Below are 17,706 nucleotides of genomic sequence, written 5' to 3' on the forward strand. Positions count from 1 at the left end.
AGCTCACAGCGATTGCTGTGAGCTTTTATTCATATTCAGGATAATATTTTTCAATTACTGTATCTACGGTTTCATTTTTCTTAACGTGTAAAAATCTTGCGTACAATTCTTTTCCAGTTTCAAATGGGGTATCGTCTAATTCAAACACATGTAACACTTTTCGGAACGTCCATGTGATTTGCTCATCATACATATTATCGTATGTGTGCTCCGATTGTATAGCTATATTTTCACCTAGTTCATGAGCTTCTTCTAAACTGTTTGCTTTAACAAGAATAATACTTTCTTCAAAAAGTGTATCGTGATTCTCTTCATAATGCTCATCAATTTTCGTAGGATCAGGCTCACCAGCATGAACAGACTCAAACAATAATTTTACAGCGTACACATTATGCTGCATGTTTCACTTTATAAATAATACTTGCGACAAGCGAAGCAGGTATTGTAAATAAGTTACTTTGATAATGGTAATGCACTTGGGATTCTTCATAAGACATGTTGTCATATAGTTCGTTTTGTGAGACATTCATTTTTTTCTGTTTTTCTTTGAGCATTTTAATGTAGTTGTACTGTATTGGGACGAGAATGATGAAATAAGCTAATACGATTAGTGAAATCCAAATCATTATGAACACTCCCTTACAAAGAATATTTGTATATGGTAATTATATCAATTTATATGAAAAATATCCATATTTTCCTAGTGGTCAATTTCTTTTCAAAAATGCAAAAAGTTCTTCAGCGCTTCGTAAATTATGTTCAAGGCATGTTTGGGCAGTGCGTTTTAAAACTTTGTATTAACTGTTCTAATCTAGAAGGATCATATTGTTTCACATGGCCAGTAATAATGGTTTCATCTTTGTCTAAGTCAATTGTAATTTAATCGAATCGCTCTACTTGTTTAAAATATCCTACAATATCATCTTCCAATTGAAATTCTCCCTAGTTTATAGCTTATTTAGAAGATTTCTCTATAAATTGTATGATTCCTTGTTATATGTCACATAAGTGCAAATTTACCTATTATAGGGCAATGTCATGTATAATAGAAAGAAAAGGCTTGTGAGGGGGGAGAAGAGATGATCGTTCTTTGGATAATTACGCTTTGTATGACTGCTATTTTTGCATATATGACGTTAAAACAAAATGGCTTAAAGCGATTTGCTCCAGGAAGTATTCTTGCAGGAATTGCCCTTATCACGTATGTAATTTCTATTTTTATTGAAAGTGTATCAGTAGATATGAGCACAAGTTTAATGTTTATTGGTATTACACTATTTGCAGGTAGCATTATGGTACTTATGGTTGCTGGTATTATTTTATTTATTCATATGAATTCGGAAACGTTATAGCATATAGAAAAGGCATGTCCCGAGGGACATGCCTTTTTATCCGTTCAATTATGCTCTATCTTTAGAAGAGTTTTGCTGTTTTAGTAAGTCGCGAATTTCGCCAAGAAGTTCTTCTTCTTTTGTTGGTTCTGGAAGTTCTTCCTCTTTTTCTTCTTCTCTTTTAGATGTTAGTTTGTTGAAAACTTTAACAAACATAAAGATAGCAGCTGCAATAATTAAGAAATCAAAAATAGTTTGGATGAAGTTACCATACATAATAGATGATTTACCGAATGTAATTTTTAAATCTGTAAAGTCAACGCCACCTAATACCATACCAAGTAATGGTGTGATGATATCTTTTACTAAAGAACTAACGATTTTACCGAATGCAGCACCGATTACAACCCCGACAGCTAAATCGATTACATTACCTTTGAATGCGAATTTTTTAAACTCGTTCCACATGTGTTAATCCCATCCTTTCCACGATTCAATATGAAATTTATAATTCCTATCAACATATTCTATAGAAATTTACGAGAGAAATAAAGAGGAAATGGGAATGAAAGTAAATTCTGAAAAATGTATCCGTTTTACATTTTGTTTACATCATCTAGTAAAGATTGTAGCATTTGCTGCGTTTTTAATCCTTCTAATCCATCTACAACAGGCTTTGTATCGCCTTGTACACACTCAATAAAATGATGAACAGCATCTTCAAAACCACGTTGTTTTAACGTCGTATCCCATGATGGGGAACCACTTTGTGAAACTGAGTTTTCCTGTTCAATTTCAAATGTATTCATATTTTTTACGCGAATGATTTTCCCTGGCGTTACAAGTTCAATTTGTTCTAAATTTGTACCGGCATGGCGATGCATTGCAGTAGAAAGTAACAGTCCACTTGGAGTTGTATATGTATGATGTCCGTAAAGAAGTTCATTCTTTTCATTGATTTGCATCATATTGTGAACGACGTTAAGGTCATTATTAGCTAACCAGCGAGCTGTATCTACAATGTGTAAATAATCATCTAACATAGTGAAATCGTACGTATATGGCCCGACTTTATTTGTGCGATGCTTTTCAATTCGAATCCATGAAATATCATTAGCCTGTTCTTTGGCAGCGACATACATAGGAACGAATCTGCGATTAAATCCGACCATTAATTTTCGGTTGTATTTCTCGCTCAACTCGACTAGTTGCTCAGCTTGTTCCACTGTAGCTGCTAGCGGCTTATCAACATAAACGTCGATCCCTTTTTTCAGAAGTTCAGAAACGATTTCATAATGTGATGCAGTTGAACTATGCACGAAGATTGCATCGCATTCCGAAGCTAACATTTCAATAGAATGAAAGTCTTGAATCCGGTATTGCTGGCAAACTTGTTTTCTTTTCTCCTCGTTAGGTGTAAACGCCCCTACAAAGTTCCAATCTGTTTCTTTTGTAAGTGTTGGAAGATAGGCCTTTTGCGCAATACTTCCAAGTCCAATCATCCCAATTTTAGGTTTGTTCATTTTTAATCCCACCCTATTAATATTAATGTAACGGCTTAAATGTAGCATAGGGTGGGGGAGGAAGGCAAAAATTAGCTTTTTACTTACGGCCTTCTAACAAAATCTTCTCTATCTCTTCAAAGTGATAAGTGCGAGCATGCTCTAGCGGGGTAACACCATCATTGTCTGGAATATTTACATCTGCACCGTGCTCAATAAGAAGGCGAATGACTTGTTGCTGTGTTTCGTTTCCGTTACTTAGTACGATGGCTTCCATTAAAGCTGTCCATCCCAGGTTATTTACATGATTTACATCAATATTTGTTCGAGTGAGGAGTTCTTTTATAACGTCAATATAGCCCTGTTCTGAGGCTGGGATAAGAGCTGTTCCGCCGTAACGATTTGTAATCGTAGGATCTGCACCAGCATCAATTGTTAATTTTAAAATGTCTAAGTAACCTTCCGCACCGGCGTATAGAAAGGGATTATTTTTCATGTCATCTTGGATATTTACGTCAGCACCAGCTTCGATAAGTGCCTTTGTGGTTTTTACATCATTTTTGTATGTAGCAATCATAAGCGGAGTGCGTCCTTGACTATCCGTCGCATTTATATTTGCGCCTTGTTTTAGTAAAGATATAACAGTATTCGTTTCATTTTTTTCAGTAGCTGCTAGTAGTGCAGTCTCCATGTTTATCATCTCCTTTTTTACTTCTTGTTCTTGCGAGCATCCTTGTAAAAAAATTACGCAACATATCATACTGAATGTTTTTTTGAACATGGAATTTCAACCTCCTAATTTCAACTGTAAAATAGGAACATTAAATTTTTATAAACTGACGCTAAAATTACTATAAAATCGCTTGAGTATTTGAACATATATTTTTATGCTTATGAATATGAAGGATGGGTAAAGTGAGGATGTAAATGATGTCTATTAAAACAAGGTTTTTATTTTCTTATATTGCTGTAATTCTCGTTTCTATTACGCTCATATTAGTCGCGGGATTTTTAATTGTTTTTTCGATAACAGGTGACTTGGAAGCAGTGAAAAATTTCTATAAAAGTTCTTACATTCAAAAGCCGCTTACACCAGAAGAAGAGAATGCCTATCTTGAATTAAAATTAGCGGCAAAGCAACATCAATCTCAATTATTAGATGAATCGTTCGTTTCATCAATTGAAAAAGAAGGCGTGAAAATAATTGTAAGAAAGGGAGAAAACATTTCTTATGCTACAAAGGGTTTTGAAAGTTCGACTTTAACAGAAGCCCTTCCGAAATTTGAAGCAGCAAATATTAATAGTCGTGGTACAACGGAACTAGGTGATACATTTTATCGATATGTAAAATTTGATTTTTATTTTGCAGAGAAAGAAGAAGGGAGTATATTTGTACTAAAAAAGCAAAGTTCATTTGTAGACCTTACACAAAAATTATTTCCAATCTTATTCGTATCGCTTTTACTATTAGCTATTTTACTTATTGGGTTATTAAGTTATCTCGTTTCAAGAAGTGTAATAAAACCAATTTTTGTATTGAAAGGCGCAACAGAGAAAATTAAAGAAGGAAATTTAGATTTTCAAATGCCAGTTACATCGCACGATGAAATAGGTCAATTAAATCAAGGATTTGAGGAAATGAGGAAGAAGTTAAAAGAATCGATTGAAGTACAAACGCAGTATGAAGAAAATCGAAAAGAACTTATTTCAAACATATCGCATGATTTAAAAACACCGATTACATCTATTATCGGATATGTAGAGGGAATAAAGGACGGGGTAGCAAATACGCCAGAAAAAATGGATAAGTATTTAACAACTATCCATACGAAAGCAAGACATATGGATACACTTATTGATGAATTATTTTTATTCTCAAAGCTCGATTTGAATCGAGTTCCCTTTCAGTTTGAAACGGTTGAATTGAATACGTTTATGCAAGAATTAATAGAAGAGATGCAGATGGATTTAAGTAAAGAAGGTATAGAAGTTAACTTACAATTACATGCATCAACACTATATGTAACGGCTGATTGTGAAAAAATAAATAGAGTGATATCAAATTTAATTCATAATAGTGTGAAATACATGGATAAAGAAGAGAAGAAAATTACTGTAACAGTATCGAGTGATAATAATAAAGTTATTGTGAAAGTGATGGACAACGGATCAGGGATAGAATCTGATACGCTACCTTATATCTTTGAACGTTTTTATCGTGCAGAGCAATCGCGGAATTCTAGCACAGGTGGAAGTGGACTTGGTTTAGCAATAGCGAAGCAAATTGTTGAAGAACATGGCGGGGAAATTTGGGCGGAAAGCGAGCTTGGTAAAGGCACAAGCATTTTCTTCTCATTGGAAAAAGTAGAGGAATGTGGTGAGTAAATTGAAAAGAATTTTATTAATAGAAGATGAAGTAAGTATTGCAGAATTACAGCGAGATTATTTAGAAATTAATGATTTCCAAGTTGATGTAGAGCATTCAGGAGAAATAGGTTTACAAACAGCCTTGCAAGAAGACTATGATTTAATTATTTTAGATATTATGCTTCCGAAAATGAACGGATTCGAAATTTGTAAACAAATACGTGCTGTAAAAGATATTCCGATTCTACTTGTTTCAGCAAAAAAAGAAGATATAGATAAAATTCGCGGACTCGGATTAGGAGCGGATGATTATATAACGAAACCGTTTAGCCCAAGTGAATTAGTCGCAAGAGTAAAAGCACATATTGCCCGTTATGAAAGATTATTAGGAAATGTAAGTAAGCAACGTGATACGTTATATATTCACGGAATTTCTATCGATCAACGAGCGAGAAAAGTTTTTATAAACAATGAAGAAGTGGCGTTTACAACGAAGGAATTTGATTTATTAACATTCTTTGTCACACATCCAAACCAAGTATTAAATAAAGAACAGTTATTTGAACGCATTTGGGGATTAGATTCCGCTGGTGATTTAGCCACGGTTGTCGTCCACATTAGAAAGCTACGTGAAAAAATTGAAAGAGACCCTGCCCACCCGCAATATATTGAAACCGTGTGGGGAGCTGGTTATCGCTTTAACGTGTAATGTACCTGCCGAGTAATTGGCAGGTTTTTTATATATTATCCAAATGAAAGGAAAAAATAGGTAATTCGTGTTAGGATATAAAGAGATACACATAGGAGAGCATGAGAGGGCGTGCTACATTTTGGGGGATACATTAAAAGATAATAAATCAAACAAGACTTTAAGAATCGGGATTAATATTATACTTGTTTTATTATTAATAGGTGCAATACAAATGTTTTATGATGAAGATTCTACGAATGATCATTTTGGTGGGTTATTTATGATGGCCTTTTTTGGAATTAAAATAGTTTCTAGTTTTATGATGAGTATAAAAGAAGGAGATAAAAAGTCAGTATTTATTGATTTAGGTTTAGTGATTTTTTCTGTTCTTCTTTTGGTTGTTACTAGTGTGAAATATTTCTTTTGAAAAAGCTCATAGTCTTATAGAGGCTGTGAGCTTTTTGTTGGAAAATTAGCTTGCGACCTTAACATACTATTTTAGAGTTCCTTGTTGCAATGATTTATAAAATGTTTGAGTAGTAGAAGTAAACTGAGTAGCCTCTTCTAAAAAAGGATAATGGTTGCTGTTTTCAAATGGAATGAAGATAGAATTACGTATCCCATCATGCATCTTGATAGAATACTGAATTGGGCACTGTACATCATATCTTCCGCATATAATAAGTGTCTTTGTTTGGATGGAAGGTAAATACTCTCTTAAATCAAATGAAGGATATTCATTGACGAAAGTATTCATCCGGCTAACGGACATTGTTTTTTTGATTGGTTTACAAAAATAAGAGTTGTAGTTTTCTGGTTTATACAATGATAATTTTGTTCTCTTAGTAGATAGTTCTTTCCGTTCTTCACTTGTAAGGTGAGGGCTTTTTAAGTTTTCGATGAGCTCTTGCATATAATGAAATTGTGAATGTTCGGGATGATAAATGCAAAATGGTGTTTCGGTATAGTTACTTGCTGCAGCTCCTGCTACGACTAATGATTGTAAGGAATTTGTATATGTAATCGCATATAAAAGTCCAAGCATACCACCTGTTGAATGACCAGCGAAATGCCATGTTGGAAGTTGTAATGCTTCTCGTATTGCTTCTAAGTCGTGGATTGTTTCAATCATGCTTAATTCGTTTTCTGAATGGGCGGTTACAGAGCGACCAGTATCTCGTAAATTAATGAGAAATACACGATGCGTAGCAGTAAAAACATCTGCAAAGTAATCACCAGTTTCATTAAATTGTGAATAGTGATGTGTAATACAAAGCGATTCGCCATCTCCTTTTGTAAAGAATTCAAATGTACCACGTTTCGTGTGGATTATTTGTCGTTTCCACATAATATCACTACCTTTTCTCATAAAAGTTGGGCCAGGCTGTTATGAAATTAAAATATATCGGCGCATCTCGAAATATATCAGCGATTATTAAAATATATCGACTTACCGACAGAAACCGACAATAATAGCCAAGCTATAAATAAAAGGAGGCTATTCAAAAACGAGCCTCCTTTTCGTTTAGTATAAAGATTTTGTCATATTATTCCGAATAATTTCAAGGGATTTCGCTACAGTTAATGCGTTTTTTTCTTCTATTTCTGGTTTACGGGGGATAGGTTTATACATGTTGTCTGGATCTTCCCATGTGAGGGGAAGTTCTGTTTCTGCTTGTCCTTTCCAAGCTTCAATCCATTCTGGAGGGAGATAACCTGAGATGTTTTGGATGTTGTTCATTTCGAGCCAAATGAGCGCCCATGCTCTTGGTACGACGCGCCAGTGGTCATAGCCGCCACCGCCGACAGCGATCCAGCGACCGTCGCAATATTCATTAGCAATTTCACGAGCAAGCTTCGGTATTTCGCGGTAAATATTCATTGTCGCACAAAGATGTGTAAGTGGGTCGTAGTAATGTGCGTCAGCACCATTTTGCGTTAAAATAATATCCGGTTTAAAGTACGCTGCAACTTCTTTTACAACAGTTCGATATGATTCTAAGAACGATTCATCTTCTGTAAAAGCATCGAGAGGAACATTAAAAGAATAACTATAACCATTACCTTGTCCGCGTTCGTTTACAGCGCCAGTTCCAGGGAATAAATAGCGACCAGTTTCATGTAATGAAATGGTGCATACGTTAGGGTCATCGTAAAAGGACCACTGTACACCATCACCGTGATGAGCGTCTGTATCAATATATAAGACGCGTAAACCGTATTTCTTTTGAATATATTTCATTGCGATAGAACTGTCGTTATAAATACAAAAGCCAGATGCTTTGCCGCGAAAGCCGTGATGTAGGCCGCCACCTAAATTGAGAGCGTGTTTTACTTTCCCAGAAAGAACAGCATCGACAGCTGTTAATGTACCGCCAACGAGCAATGCGCTTGCTTCGTGCATATTTGGGAACATCGGTGTATCTTCTGTTCCGAGTCCGTAGGTCATTGCAATTGATTTTTCTAACTTTCCTTCTCCAGCACGTTTTACCGCATTTATGTACTCCTCTGTATGAACGTAGGCAATCTCTTCATCTGTAGCCATCCGTGGTGTGATGATTTGGGAAGGAGAGATGAAACCGCCCTTTTGTAATAAATCATACGTAAGTGTGACGCGCAGTTGGTTAAAAGGATGATCAGGGCTAAATGAATAGCCCCGAAAGTCATCCGAATAAATAAACGCGCTACTCATGCTTGCATCCCCATGATGTTTGGCCATAATACGCGGTAGCCTTCTGCTTCAAGTGCATCAATCACTTTTAGAGGATTCATCGTTTGAATGCGGAAAACGAGTACTTTATCATTCTCATCTTTTGCTGGATAGACGAGAACGCTCACGATATTTATTTGTAAATCACTAAAAATAGCAACGACTTTTCCAAGAATACCAGGTTCATTTTTTACTTGAATTTCAATTTGTGAACTTGGTTGATGTGCTCCTGTTAATTTCACTAACGTGTGCAGTACTGTAGATTCTGAGATGATACCAACTAACTTACCAGCCTTTGTAACAGGAAGGCAACCAATTTTATTTTCAAAAAATAAAGTAGCAATTTCCTCAACGAAATCGAGAGGATGACAAGTCATAACAGGATGTTTCATAATAAGTTCAAGCGGTTGCTGTAGCATATCGAGTGAAACTTGTTCATCTAGAATAGACGGACTTGCATCTCTTACATCCCGATCAGAAATAATGCCTACGACGTGATTATTTTGATCGACAATTGGAATGTGCCGAATGCCTTTCGTGCGTATCGTTCGGATTGCTGTTTCGATTGTATCGTTTGGATGTAGTGTAACTACATTTTGATTCATAATTTCTTCTACAATCATTCCAGTTGCCCCCTTTATTAATACATAAAACGATTGTGAAAACGTAGACGATCAAAAGCTTGAATAGAATCCGTATCAACACGTTTACCGATGCGGACCATTAAACAGTTGGCAGGATGTGAACAAATTTCAGGGTCGTCTGTAGCCATCCATTGTAACCCGCCGGCATTCATCATCTTCTCCATTACTTTTCGGTATTCCCACACATTCAATCCTGTTTGTTTCAAATCCCAGTGCCAATAATATTCAGTCGTCAATATAATGTAATCTTCCATATAATCGTCCATCATAGAAACCTCTAGTAAGTTCTTTCCGACAGAACTCCCTCGGAAGGCTGGGACTACTTCAATTGCCCCAAGCTCAATTAAGTTTTCCATTTTTCCTTCTGACCATCGTTCAAGTGGATCAGGATATAAGTATGTAACATATCCAACAATCATTTGGTCATGTCTAGCAATAATAAGTCGAGCTTCTGGTAATTTAGAAATTTCGACAATTGCTTTATATTGCTGTTCAGCAGGACGAAACGCAACTAAATCTGGATGAAATTCATACATTTCGAGATTATGTGTAGAGACAGGGCCTTCAATAATTAAAGTGCCTTTCGCTGTTTTTAAGTTTCTAGCATTGTATATTTTTTTATGAATCAATGTATTGCTCACCACCTTGAGGGTTTGTGAATCTATTAATATCGTACTTTATAATATATGCGATGTGAATCGAATTTTGTCATTAAAAATTTGTCTAAAAATCAACAAATATACTGAAAATTTTAAATAATATCATTATAATAGATAATAGAATACATAGGAGGGGGATGTAAAGTATGAAAGTAGAAACGCTTCCTGTCATTAAAGGAGAAAATAATTTGCCGAATTATGATGAGGCATACGCGAATTTTAACTGGGAAGAGGTTAATAAAAACTTTACTTGGAATGAAACAGGCCGAGTAAATATGGCGTATGAGGCAATTGATAAGCATGCGAAATCCAATCGAAAGAATAAAGTAGCCCTTTATTATCAAGATGGATCGCGAAAAGAGAAATATACATTTAAGGAAATGAAGGATTTTTCTAATAAAGCAGGAAACGTCCTGAAAAATTATGGCGATGTAGAAAAAGGCGATCGCGTTTTTATTTTTATGCCACGTTCTCCAGAGTTATATTTCGCACTTTTAGGTGCAGTGAAATTAGGAGCAATTGTTGGACCGCTATTTGAAGCATTTATGGAAGGCGCAGTTCGCGATCGTTTAGAAGATAGCGAAGCAAAGGTGTTAATTACAACGCCTGAATTGTTAGAGCGCGTACCATTAAATGATTTACCTGCTTTAAAAACAGTTTTCCTTGTTGGGGATAATGTAGAAGAAGGCGGTAAAACGGTAGCGTTCAATCCTTTATTTGAACAAGCTTCAAAAGAATTACATATCGAATGGTTAGGCCGTGAAGACGGTTTAATTCTTCACTATACGTCTGGTTCTACTGGTAAGCCAAAAGGTGTGCTTCATGCGCAAAACGCAATGGTTCAGCACTATCAAACGGCGAAATGGGTATTAGATTTAAAAGAAGATGACGTGTATTGGTGCACAGCTGACCCAGGCTGGGTAACGGGAACTGCTTACGGCATTTTCGCACCGTGGTTAGTCGGAGCATCAAATGTTATTTTAGGTGGACGCTTTAGTCCAGAAGCTTGGTATGAAGCACTGCAAGATTACGGTGTGACGGTTTGGTACAGCGCACCAACAGCGTTCCGTATGTTAATGGGAGCTGGACAAGACGCAATTAAAAAATATGACTTATCACAAGTTCGTCACGTATTAAGCGTTGGTGAACCGTTAAATCCAGAAGTAATTCGCTGGGGTATGAATGCATTTGGACTTCGTATTCATGATACGTGGTGGATGACAGAAACAGGTGGACAAGTTATTTGTAACTACCCTTGTATGGAAATCCGTCCAGGTTCAATGGGTAAACCAATTCCAGGTGTAAAAGCAGCGATTGTTGATAATGAAGGAAATGAAGTGCCTCCATACACAATGGGTAACTTAGCGATTGCGAAAGGTTGGCCATCTATGATGCGTGCAATCTGGAATAACCAGCAAAAGTATGAATCTTATTTCATGCCGGGAGATTGGTACGTATCAGGTGACTCTGCATATATGGATGAAGATGGATACTTCTGGTTCCAAGGACGTATTGATGATGTAATTATGACGTCAGGTGAGCGCGTTGGTCCGTTTGAAGTAGAAAGTAAATTAATCGAGCATGCTGCTGTTGCAGAAGCAGGTGTAATTGGTATTCCTGATCCAGTGCGCGGCGAAATTATTAAAGCATTTATCGCACTTCGAGCAGGATACGAACCATCTGATGAATTAAAAGAAGAAATTCGTCAATTTGTAAAGAAAGGTCTAGCAGCTCATGCGGCGCCACGACAAATTGAATTTAGAGATAAATTACCGAAAACGAGAAGTGGTAAAATTATGCGCCGCGTATTAAAAGCGTGGGAATTAAACTTACCAACAGGTGACTTATCAACGATGGAAGATTAAGAGAGAAAGGTCTGAACGAAAAATGTTCAGACCTTTTTTATGTTATTATTAACTTATATATATAAGTTAAAGGGGGAGTATGATGAAAACAGAAAAAGAAAAGATGATACTAGGAGAAATGTACATACCGGCTGATCCAGTTTTAGTACAAGAAAGAGAGCAAGCACGTATATTAACGAGAAAATTAAATGATACGCCAGAAGAGCAATTAAAAGAGCGTAGCGAAATCGTAAAAGAATTATTTGGAACGACTGGAGATAACATTCATCTTGAATCTTCTTTTAGATGTGATTACGGCTATAACATTCATGTCGGTGAAAATTTTTACGCGAACTTTGACTGTACGATTTTAGACGTATGCCCGGTAACAATCGGAGTGAACTGTATGTTAGCTCCAGGTGTTCACATTTATACAGCAACGCACCCGCTTGATCCAGTAGAGCGTATAAGCGGATCAGAATACGGAAAACCAGTTACAATTGGCGATAACGTATGGATTGGCGGAAGAGCAATTATTAATCCAGGTGTAACAATTGGAGACAATGCGGTGATCGCATCTGGTGCTGTCGTAACGAAAGATGTGCCTAATAATGTAGTAGTTGGCGGGAATCCCGCAAAGATTATAAAAAAATTAAAATAATATTTGAACGAAGTGTCTTCCTCGTCTGTATACATTTATGAAAGAATAGATGAGGGAGGCTTTTATATGTCTAATAAATTACTTCTTGCTTTTGCTTTAATTGGAATTATAGTTGTATTTTCTTGTGGTCTTTTCTTACCGATACCAATTGGATATAGAGTATCAATGCTTACAGCTGGAGTTATAATGGGTGTTCTGTTTTCAATCATTATTCCATTTGATAGAAAACATATAGTACGGAAAAATGGATATAAAATTGATTTTACAAAAACAAAAGTGTATTTTCGCTGGAATGTATTTGACACTATTTCTGTCTGCCTTGCGTTGTATGCATGCATATGTGTGCAAGCGTTAAATACTTTAGTTGCAATGGGATTTACGATTCAAAACCCATATGTGCAATTTTTTACAAATCAATCACAATTGTGGATTTTTATTGCGATTGCATATTTAATTTCCCGTATTTCATTAACGTTAAAAGGAATAAAGGAGATCAAAAATCATGGCGCAGATTGGGATTGAGGAGGAGCTCATGCTTGCGTATCAAAGTGGAGATAAACAAGCGGGAGAAAGACTATATATTTTAATCAAACCAGCGCTATACACATTTTTATATCGATTTAACCGAGATGAACAATTAAGTATCGATCTTGTGCAAGATACGTTTTTGACGCTAGAGCGTAAGAAACATATGTATGAAATTGAAAAAGGTAAAATAAAAACGTATTTATTTCAAATTGGTTATCGTCTTATGATTAATAAATTAAATAGGAGAAAAAAGTGGCGTACGCTTTTGCCATTTTTAGTGCCGATTCCGGAAAAAGAATTTTCTCACGAAGATCGGCTCACAGTAAGAGAAGCAATTTTGAAAGTTCCAGAAGAGCAAAGAGCGGTCCTAATCCTTTCTTATTATCATGATATGCAGCAAAAAGAAATTGCAGAAATATTAAACATTCCGATTGGAACAGTGAAATCGAGACTTCATAATGGAATAAAGAAATTGAAACAATTGCTGGAGGTGGACGAAATTGAGCGAAAATCCCTTTAAGAGTGAATATAAGTTAAAGCAACATTTAGATAGTGATCATGTAGAAATACCAGACTTTCCAAAAACGGTAAGTCGATTCGATCGATTAATCGGGTTTCTTGGTTCCCCGGCGAAAGATCCTGTGGAGGCGACCATTGGGAATGATTTATCGGTTGTGTTTCATGTATCGTTGTTAGTTGGGGTTCCAATTCTTTCTCTTATTACGATACTCTTTGTGACGTTGTAAAGGATTGGAAAGAAGAGAAATTCCACCTCTATTTGACACGCCTATATAAATGATGGTATAAAGAAAAGTATATGAATAATTGAGCGTGGAAAGGGAGAAGTAGTGATCATTTCCCTGTTTTAGAGAGCTGATGGTCGGTGGAAATCAGCACATAGATGATCGCGAATTACGCCCCTAGAGCATCTTTTTTCGATTGAATTGTATTCAAAAGGGAAAAGACGGTGCTAAGCCGTTATGTAAATAAGGTGGTAGGCTTTTTGGCCTGCAACTAGGGTGGTAACGCGATAATCAAAATCGTCCCTTATTTGAAGGGGCGATTTTTTTATGTTTTCAACCTTCACGCCAGTAATGAACTTAAAGGAGAGTATGTAGGATATGGGTATTTTACAAGATCTTGAATTTCGCGGTCTAATTAATCAGCAAACAGATGCTGAGGGCCTTGAGCAATTATTAGAAAAAGAAAGCGTTAAATTATACTGTGGTTTCGATCCGACAGCAGATAGCTTACACATCGGTCATATGTTACCAGTATTAATGTTACGTCGTTTCCAATTAGCTGGTCACCAACCAATCGCACTTGTTGGTGGTGGTACTGGTATGATTGGTGACCCAAGTGGTAAAAAAGCAGAGCGTACATTAAATACGAAAGATACAGTTGCTTACTACACAGAAAGCATTAAAAACCAACTTTCAAACTTCTTAGAGTTCGAAAACGTGGACAACCCAGCAACAATGGCTAACAACTATGACTGGCTTGGTAACTTAGATGTAATTTCATTCTTACGCGATATCGGTAAAAACTTCGGTTTAAACTATATGTTAGCAAAAGATACAGTAGCATCTCGTTTAGAAGCTGGTATTTCATTCACTGAGTTCAGTTACATGATTTTACAATCATACGACTTCTTAAACTTATACCAACACCATAATTGCCGTCTGCAAATCGGTGGTAGTGACCAATGGGGTAACATTACAGCTGGTCTTGAATTAATCCGTAAATCAGAGGAAGATGCGAAAGCATTCGGTTTAACAATTCCACTTGTTACTAAATCTGACGGTACGAAGTTTGGTAAAACAGAAGGTGGCGCAATTTGGTTAGACCCAGAGAAAACAACTCCTTACGAGTTCTACCAATTCTGGATTAACACAGATGACCGCGATGTTGTTAAATACTTAAAATACTTCACATTCTTATCTCATGAAGAAATTCTTGAGCTTGAAAAGCAAGTAGCTGAAGCGCCAGAAAAACGTGCAGCACAAAAAGCATTAGGTTCTGAAATGACAAAACTTGTTCACGGCGAAGAAGCATTAGAGCAAGCAATCAAAATTTCAGCTGCACTATTCAGCGGTTCTGTAGCAGAACTAACTGCAAGCGAAATTGAACAAGGATTCAAAGACGTACCATCTGTAGAACGTACTGCAGAAGATACAGTATTAATCGACTTACTTGTAGAAAGCAAAATCTCTCCATCAAAACGTCAAGCACGTGAAGATGTAACGAACGGCGCAATCTACGTAAACGGTGAGCGTACACAAGCGTTAGACTACGTTGTAACAGAAAACGACCGCATCGAAGGTAAATTTACAATCATTCGCCGCGGTAAGAAGAAATATTTCTTAATTCGTTACTAATAAATAAAAAGCTTTGGGGAAATTCCTCAAAGCTTTTTTGTTTTAATCTCCTTTTCGAGTTCATACGGAAATCACATGTAAGCGGTATGATAAATGTATAACAACTAGAAAGGAGTGGTAAAACAAAATGTCACTAGAAGCGCTCATTATTTTTTCTTTGCTAAATGCGGGTCAGCTTGCAGAGAATTCGAAGGTTGATATACATAAAGAGCAGAAAGATGCTTATGTATATGTTCAAAAAGAGGAAAATAAATAACTTTATTTTATATATAAACTTCAAAAGCCAATCCATTGGATTGGCTTTTTGTCAGGTTGTTGGAAAAAGAGCGTACATTTTTCTCTTTTAAACATTAGCTAAAATTTGATCATAGCACGAAGTAATAAGTGCTTCCAGATCTTTTAAGTCATTAACGTTATCAATAAAAATTCTACTCACTCCCTGTGATTTTGGGGCTTGTTCAACCACAAAATTAGGGCATAGCTGTTTAGTAGCTTCTAAATCGAGTCTTACAACTAAGGATTTTGCATCGCCATCAAGGAAGAGACGTATAAACCATTTTGTGATTACACGATTCATGATACAAAAATAACTAATGGTATCTTTATATTTGAGGTTACTGATATCTCTTTGATGCTCAGTTAAAATCTCTTTAACAATGTTAAATGCGGTTAGTTCATTTTCTGTAGTGAAAACTCTATCTGTTTTGTCTTCTTTGTTAATGTCTTCAATTATTTCAGTAGAAGCAGCTGCAACTAGGCTTGTTTCTATTTTCTCCGATGTTTTTGTTTCTTTTGGTGTTAAACCATCACTGAGTATTTCTAATAGTGTTCGATTAATTGCTTTTTTAACGATTGGTCGGAATCGCTCTAAAACGTTATTTGTAATTCTAGTTGAGCTAAAGTCTCTAATTAGAAAACGAAGGAAGTCATCTGAAGGATTTTTAAATAGTTCTTTAATTGTAGAGTTTAAATTGGTCATATAAATAAGCTCTTCAGCATATTTTACGATTTCTTCAGCTTCAAAATTTTCTTTTGTAAAAGTTTCAATCGTTTCAATATCTAAATTGGTTAAATTATCCATGATGAATGTGAAGAAAGGTTTTTCATCCATCACATTGTCATTTGTTAAATCAGTATAAAACTTGTATTCTACACCATTAGTTAGTACCCCTACTTTGACATCAGGTAAGGCATTGAAATATCTAGATAGTTGCGCATCGTGTTTAAGGAGATTTTCTGTTACAGATTTTGCCTCGATTAAAATAATTGGAACCCCATTTTTAAAAACCGCATAATCGACTTTTTCTCCCTTCTTAGTTCCGAAGTCTGCAACATACTCAGGTCTAACTTCTAAAGGATTAAAAACGTCATAACCTAGTTTTTGAAGAAAAGGAATAATTAATGATTGCTTGGTCATTTCTTCATTAGTTATGTACTCTGTTCGTTCTAAAATTTGGTTAGCTATTTTGTTTATGTCATTTCTGAATTCCATATCAATGTCTCCTCGTTATAAAGTTTAAAAATCTTTAATATTATTGTTATTCCGTGAAAATTCATAATATAACAGAGTTCTTTATGGAAACAGGGAGGTTATTCTTTTTGTTTTAGATGGGAGTATAGGGTATTGGGATTTTTATGTTATGTAGGATATAAAAATAATGGGGGAATTGAAAAAAGCCAATCCACAGGATTGGCTTTTTGTCATTAACGAGAGTAGAACTCTACGATTAATGCTTCGTTGATTTCAGCTGGTAACTCAGCACGCTCAGCGTGACGAGTGTAAGTAGCTTCTAATTTGTCAGCATCGAAAGTTAAGTATTCTGGTACGAAGTTGTTAACTTCGATCGCTTCTTTAACAACAACAAGGCTGTTAGATTTTTCGCGAACGCTGATAGTTTGACCAGGTTTTACACGGTAAGATGGGATATCTACGCGAGCGCCATCAACCATGATGTGACCGTGGTTTACTAATTGGCGAGCTGCACGACGAGTGCGAGCTAAGCCCATACGGTAAACTAAGTTGTCAAGACGAGCTTCAAGAAGGATCATGAAGTTTTCGCCGTGCTTACCAGGCATTTTACCTGCTTGGTCAAATGTGCGACGGAATTGACGCTCAGTCATGCCGTACATGTGACGAAGTTTTTGTTTCTCTTGTAATTGTAAACCGTATTCTGAAAGTTTCTTACGTTGGTTAGGACCGTGAGGACCTGGTGCGTAAGGGCGTTTTTCTAATTCTTTTCCTGTGCCGCTTAGAGAGATTCCAAGACGACGAGACAGTTTCCAAGCTGGACCTGTATAACGAGCCATAGTTGACTCCTCCTTTAAAAATGTTTTTATTTACGTAAAATAAAAACAGACGTAATCGATATTTACGGGCATTTTGTTTTCATG

The 17,706-nt window shown here is 36.1% G+C and carries 22 protein-coding genes and 1 other annotated feature; of the genes, 11 read left to right on the forward strand and 11 right to left on the reverse strand.

Annotation, left to right across the window (positions count from 1 at the left end; genetic code table 11):
* Positions 1-25 precede the first annotated feature (25 nt).
* Entirely contained in the window at positions 26-388 is a 363-nt protein-coding gene (locus BUA87_RS17730; RefSeq protein WP_003271799.1) for a DUF4288 domain-containing protein, read from the reverse strand.
* Position 389: 1 nt separating this feature from the next.
* A complete protein-coding gene (locus tag BUA87_RS17735) occupies positions 390-626 on the reverse strand; it encodes a DUF3949 domain-containing protein (protein ID WP_000637898.1) in 237 nt (78 codons plus the stop codon).
* 453 nt (positions 627-1,079) lie between these two features.
* On the opposite strand from BUA87_RS17735, the gene BUA87_RS17740 reads away from it, so the two are divergent.
* Positions 1,080-1,352 (forward strand): DUF3917 domain-containing protein, encoded by a 273-nt coding sequence (locus BUA87_RS17740; RefSeq protein ID WP_000636585.1) that lies wholly within the window; start codon positions 1,080-1,082, stop codon positions 1,350-1,352.
* 48 nt (positions 1,353-1,400) lie between these two features.
* Here BUA87_RS17740 and mscL read toward each other — a convergent pair whose 3' ends face one another.
* The 3 genes from mscL to BUA87_RS17755 all read right to left on the reverse strand — a co-directional run bounded on the left by mscL (position 1,401) and on the right by BUA87_RS17755 (position 3,614).
* Entirely contained in the window at positions 1,401-1,799 is a 399-nt protein-coding gene (gene mscL / locus BUA87_RS17745; protein WP_000267003.1) for a large-conductance mechanosensitive channel protein MscL, read from the reverse strand.
* Between the two features lie 128 nt (positions 1,800-1,927).
* Positions 1,928-2,854, reverse strand: a complete 927-nt coding sequence (locus BUA87_RS17750) for a Gfo/Idh/MocA family protein (protein WP_001039712.1) — start codon at positions 2,852-2,854, stop codon at positions 1,928-1,930.
* 79 nt (positions 2,855-2,933) lie between these two features.
* Positions 2,934-3,614, reverse strand: a complete 681-nt coding sequence (locus BUA87_RS17755; protein WP_016512237.1) for an ankyrin repeat domain-containing protein — start codon at positions 3,612-3,614, stop codon at positions 2,934-2,936.
* Positions 3,615-3,763: 149 nt separating this feature from the next.
* Here BUA87_RS17755 and BUA87_RS17760 point away from each other — a divergent pair, with 149 nt between their 5' ends.
* From BUA87_RS17760 to BUA87_RS17770, 3 genes are all read left to right on the forward strand, one after another.
* Positions 3,764-5,218, forward strand: a complete 1,455-nt coding sequence (locus BUA87_RS17760) for a HAMP domain-containing sensor histidine kinase (protein ID WP_061660074.1) — start codon at positions 3,764-3,766, stop codon at positions 5,216-5,218.
* Between the two features lies 1 nt (position 5,219).
* Positions 5,220-5,909 carry a response regulator transcription factor gene (locus tag BUA87_RS17765; RefSeq protein ID WP_001986686.1) on the forward strand — a complete coding sequence of 230 codons (690 nt, stop codon included), beginning with the start codon at positions 5,220-5,222 and terminating at the stop codon, positions 5,907-5,909.
* A 121-nt stretch (positions 5,910-6,030) separates the two neighbouring features.
* Positions 6,031-6,318, forward strand: a complete 288-nt coding sequence (locus BUA87_RS17770; RefSeq protein WP_043352316.1) for a hypothetical protein — start codon at positions 6,031-6,033, stop codon at positions 6,316-6,318.
* A gap of 66 nt (positions 6,319-6,384) precedes the next feature.
* Here the strand turns inward: BUA87_RS17770 and BUA87_RS17775 are convergent, their stop codons facing one another.
* From BUA87_RS17775 to acuA, 4 genes are all read right to left on the reverse strand, one after another.
* Positions 6,385-7,260 carry an alpha/beta fold hydrolase gene (locus BUA87_RS17775; RefSeq protein WP_072940388.1) on the reverse strand — a complete coding sequence of 292 codons (876 nt, stop codon included), beginning with the start codon at positions 7,258-7,260 and terminating at the stop codon, positions 6,385-6,387.
* Positions 7,261-7,416: 156 nt separating this feature from the next.
* On the reverse strand, positions 7,417-8,583 hold the full coding sequence (acuC, locus tag BUA87_RS17780; RefSeq protein WP_000092833.1) for an acetoin utilization protein AcuC: 1,167 nt from the start codon (positions 8,581-8,583) through the stop codon (positions 7,417-7,419).
* Positions 8,580-9,224, reverse strand: a complete 645-nt coding sequence (locus BUA87_RS17785; RefSeq protein WP_000634583.1) for an acetoin utilization AcuB family protein — start codon at positions 9,222-9,224, stop codon at positions 8,580-8,582. Before BUA87_RS17785 ends, acuC begins: the two co-directional genes overlap by 4 nt.
* A 17-nt stretch (positions 9,225-9,241) precedes the next feature.
* Positions 9,242-9,874 carry an acetoin utilization protein acetyltransferase AcuA gene (gene acuA / locus BUA87_RS17790; RefSeq protein WP_000581393.1) on the reverse strand — a complete coding sequence of 211 codons (633 nt, stop codon included), beginning with the start codon at positions 9,872-9,874 and terminating at the stop codon, positions 9,242-9,244.
* Between the two features lie 176 nt (positions 9,875-10,050).
* Between acuA and acsA the strand changes: the two genes are divergently transcribed.
* From acsA to BUA87_RS17825, 7 genes are all read left to right on the forward strand, one after another.
* Entirely contained in the window at positions 10,051-11,769 is a 1,719-nt protein-coding gene (gene acsA / locus BUA87_RS17795; RefSeq protein WP_016512241.1) for an acetate--CoA ligase, read from the forward strand.
* A 79-nt stretch (positions 11,770-11,848) separates the two neighbouring features.
* Positions 11,849-12,409, forward strand: a complete 561-nt coding sequence (locus BUA87_RS17800) for a maltose acetyltransferase domain-containing protein (protein ID WP_002026426.1) — start codon at positions 11,849-11,851, stop codon at positions 12,407-12,409.
* A 66-nt stretch (positions 12,410-12,475) separates the two neighbouring features.
* Positions 12,476-12,931: a hypothetical protein gene (locus tag BUA87_RS17805; protein ID WP_000066429.1), complete on the forward strand. Its 456-nt coding sequence runs from the start codon at positions 12,476-12,478 to the stop codon at positions 12,929-12,931.
* Positions 12,912-13,457 carry an RNA polymerase sigma factor gene (locus tag BUA87_RS17810; RefSeq protein WP_000057198.1) on the forward strand — a complete coding sequence of 182 codons (546 nt, stop codon included), beginning with the start codon at positions 12,912-12,914 and terminating at the stop codon, positions 13,455-13,457. Before BUA87_RS17805 ends, BUA87_RS17810 begins: the two co-directional genes overlap by 20 nt.
* On the forward strand, positions 13,438-13,683 hold the full coding sequence (locus tag BUA87_RS17815) for a hypothetical protein (RefSeq protein ID WP_001293784.1): 246 nt from the start codon (positions 13,438-13,440) through the stop codon (positions 13,681-13,683). The genes BUA87_RS17810 and BUA87_RS17815 overlap by 20 nt, the downstream gene beginning before the upstream one ends.
* Before the next feature lie 77 nt (positions 13,684-13,760).
* Positions 13,761-13,988, forward strand: a binding site (T-box leader).
* Between the two features lie 70 nt (positions 13,989-14,058).
* A complete protein-coding gene (gene tyrS / locus BUA87_RS17820; RefSeq protein WP_072940391.1) occupies positions 14,059-15,315 on the forward strand; it encodes a tyrosine--tRNA ligase in 1,257 nt (418 codons plus the stop codon).
* Positions 15,316-15,442: 127 nt separating this feature from the next.
* Positions 15,443-15,571: a hypothetical protein gene (locus BUA87_RS17825; RefSeq protein WP_000050940.1), complete on the forward strand. Its 129-nt coding sequence runs from the start codon at positions 15,443-15,445 to the stop codon at positions 15,569-15,571.
* An 87-nt stretch (positions 15,572-15,658) separates the two neighbouring features.
* On the opposite strand, the gene BUA87_RS17830 is transcribed toward BUA87_RS17825, so the two are convergent.
* Positions 15,659-16,807: a type I restriction endonuclease gene (locus BUA87_RS17830; RefSeq protein ID WP_072940395.1), complete on the reverse strand. Its 1,149-nt coding sequence runs from the start codon at positions 16,805-16,807 to the stop codon at positions 15,659-15,661.
* Positions 16,808-17,019: 212 nt separating this feature from the next.
* Positions 17,020-17,622, reverse strand: coding sequence for a 30S ribosomal protein S4 (rpsD, locus tag BUA87_RS17835; protein WP_000135315.1), 603 nt, complete (start codon positions 17,620-17,622; stop codon positions 17,020-17,022).
* Positions 17,623-17,706: the final 84 nt, after the last annotated feature.

It is taken from the genome of Bacillus sp. bc15 (assembly GCF_900142585.1).
Lineage (GTDB): Bacteria > Bacillota > Bacilli > Bacillales > Bacillaceae_G > Bacillus_A > Bacillus_A cereus.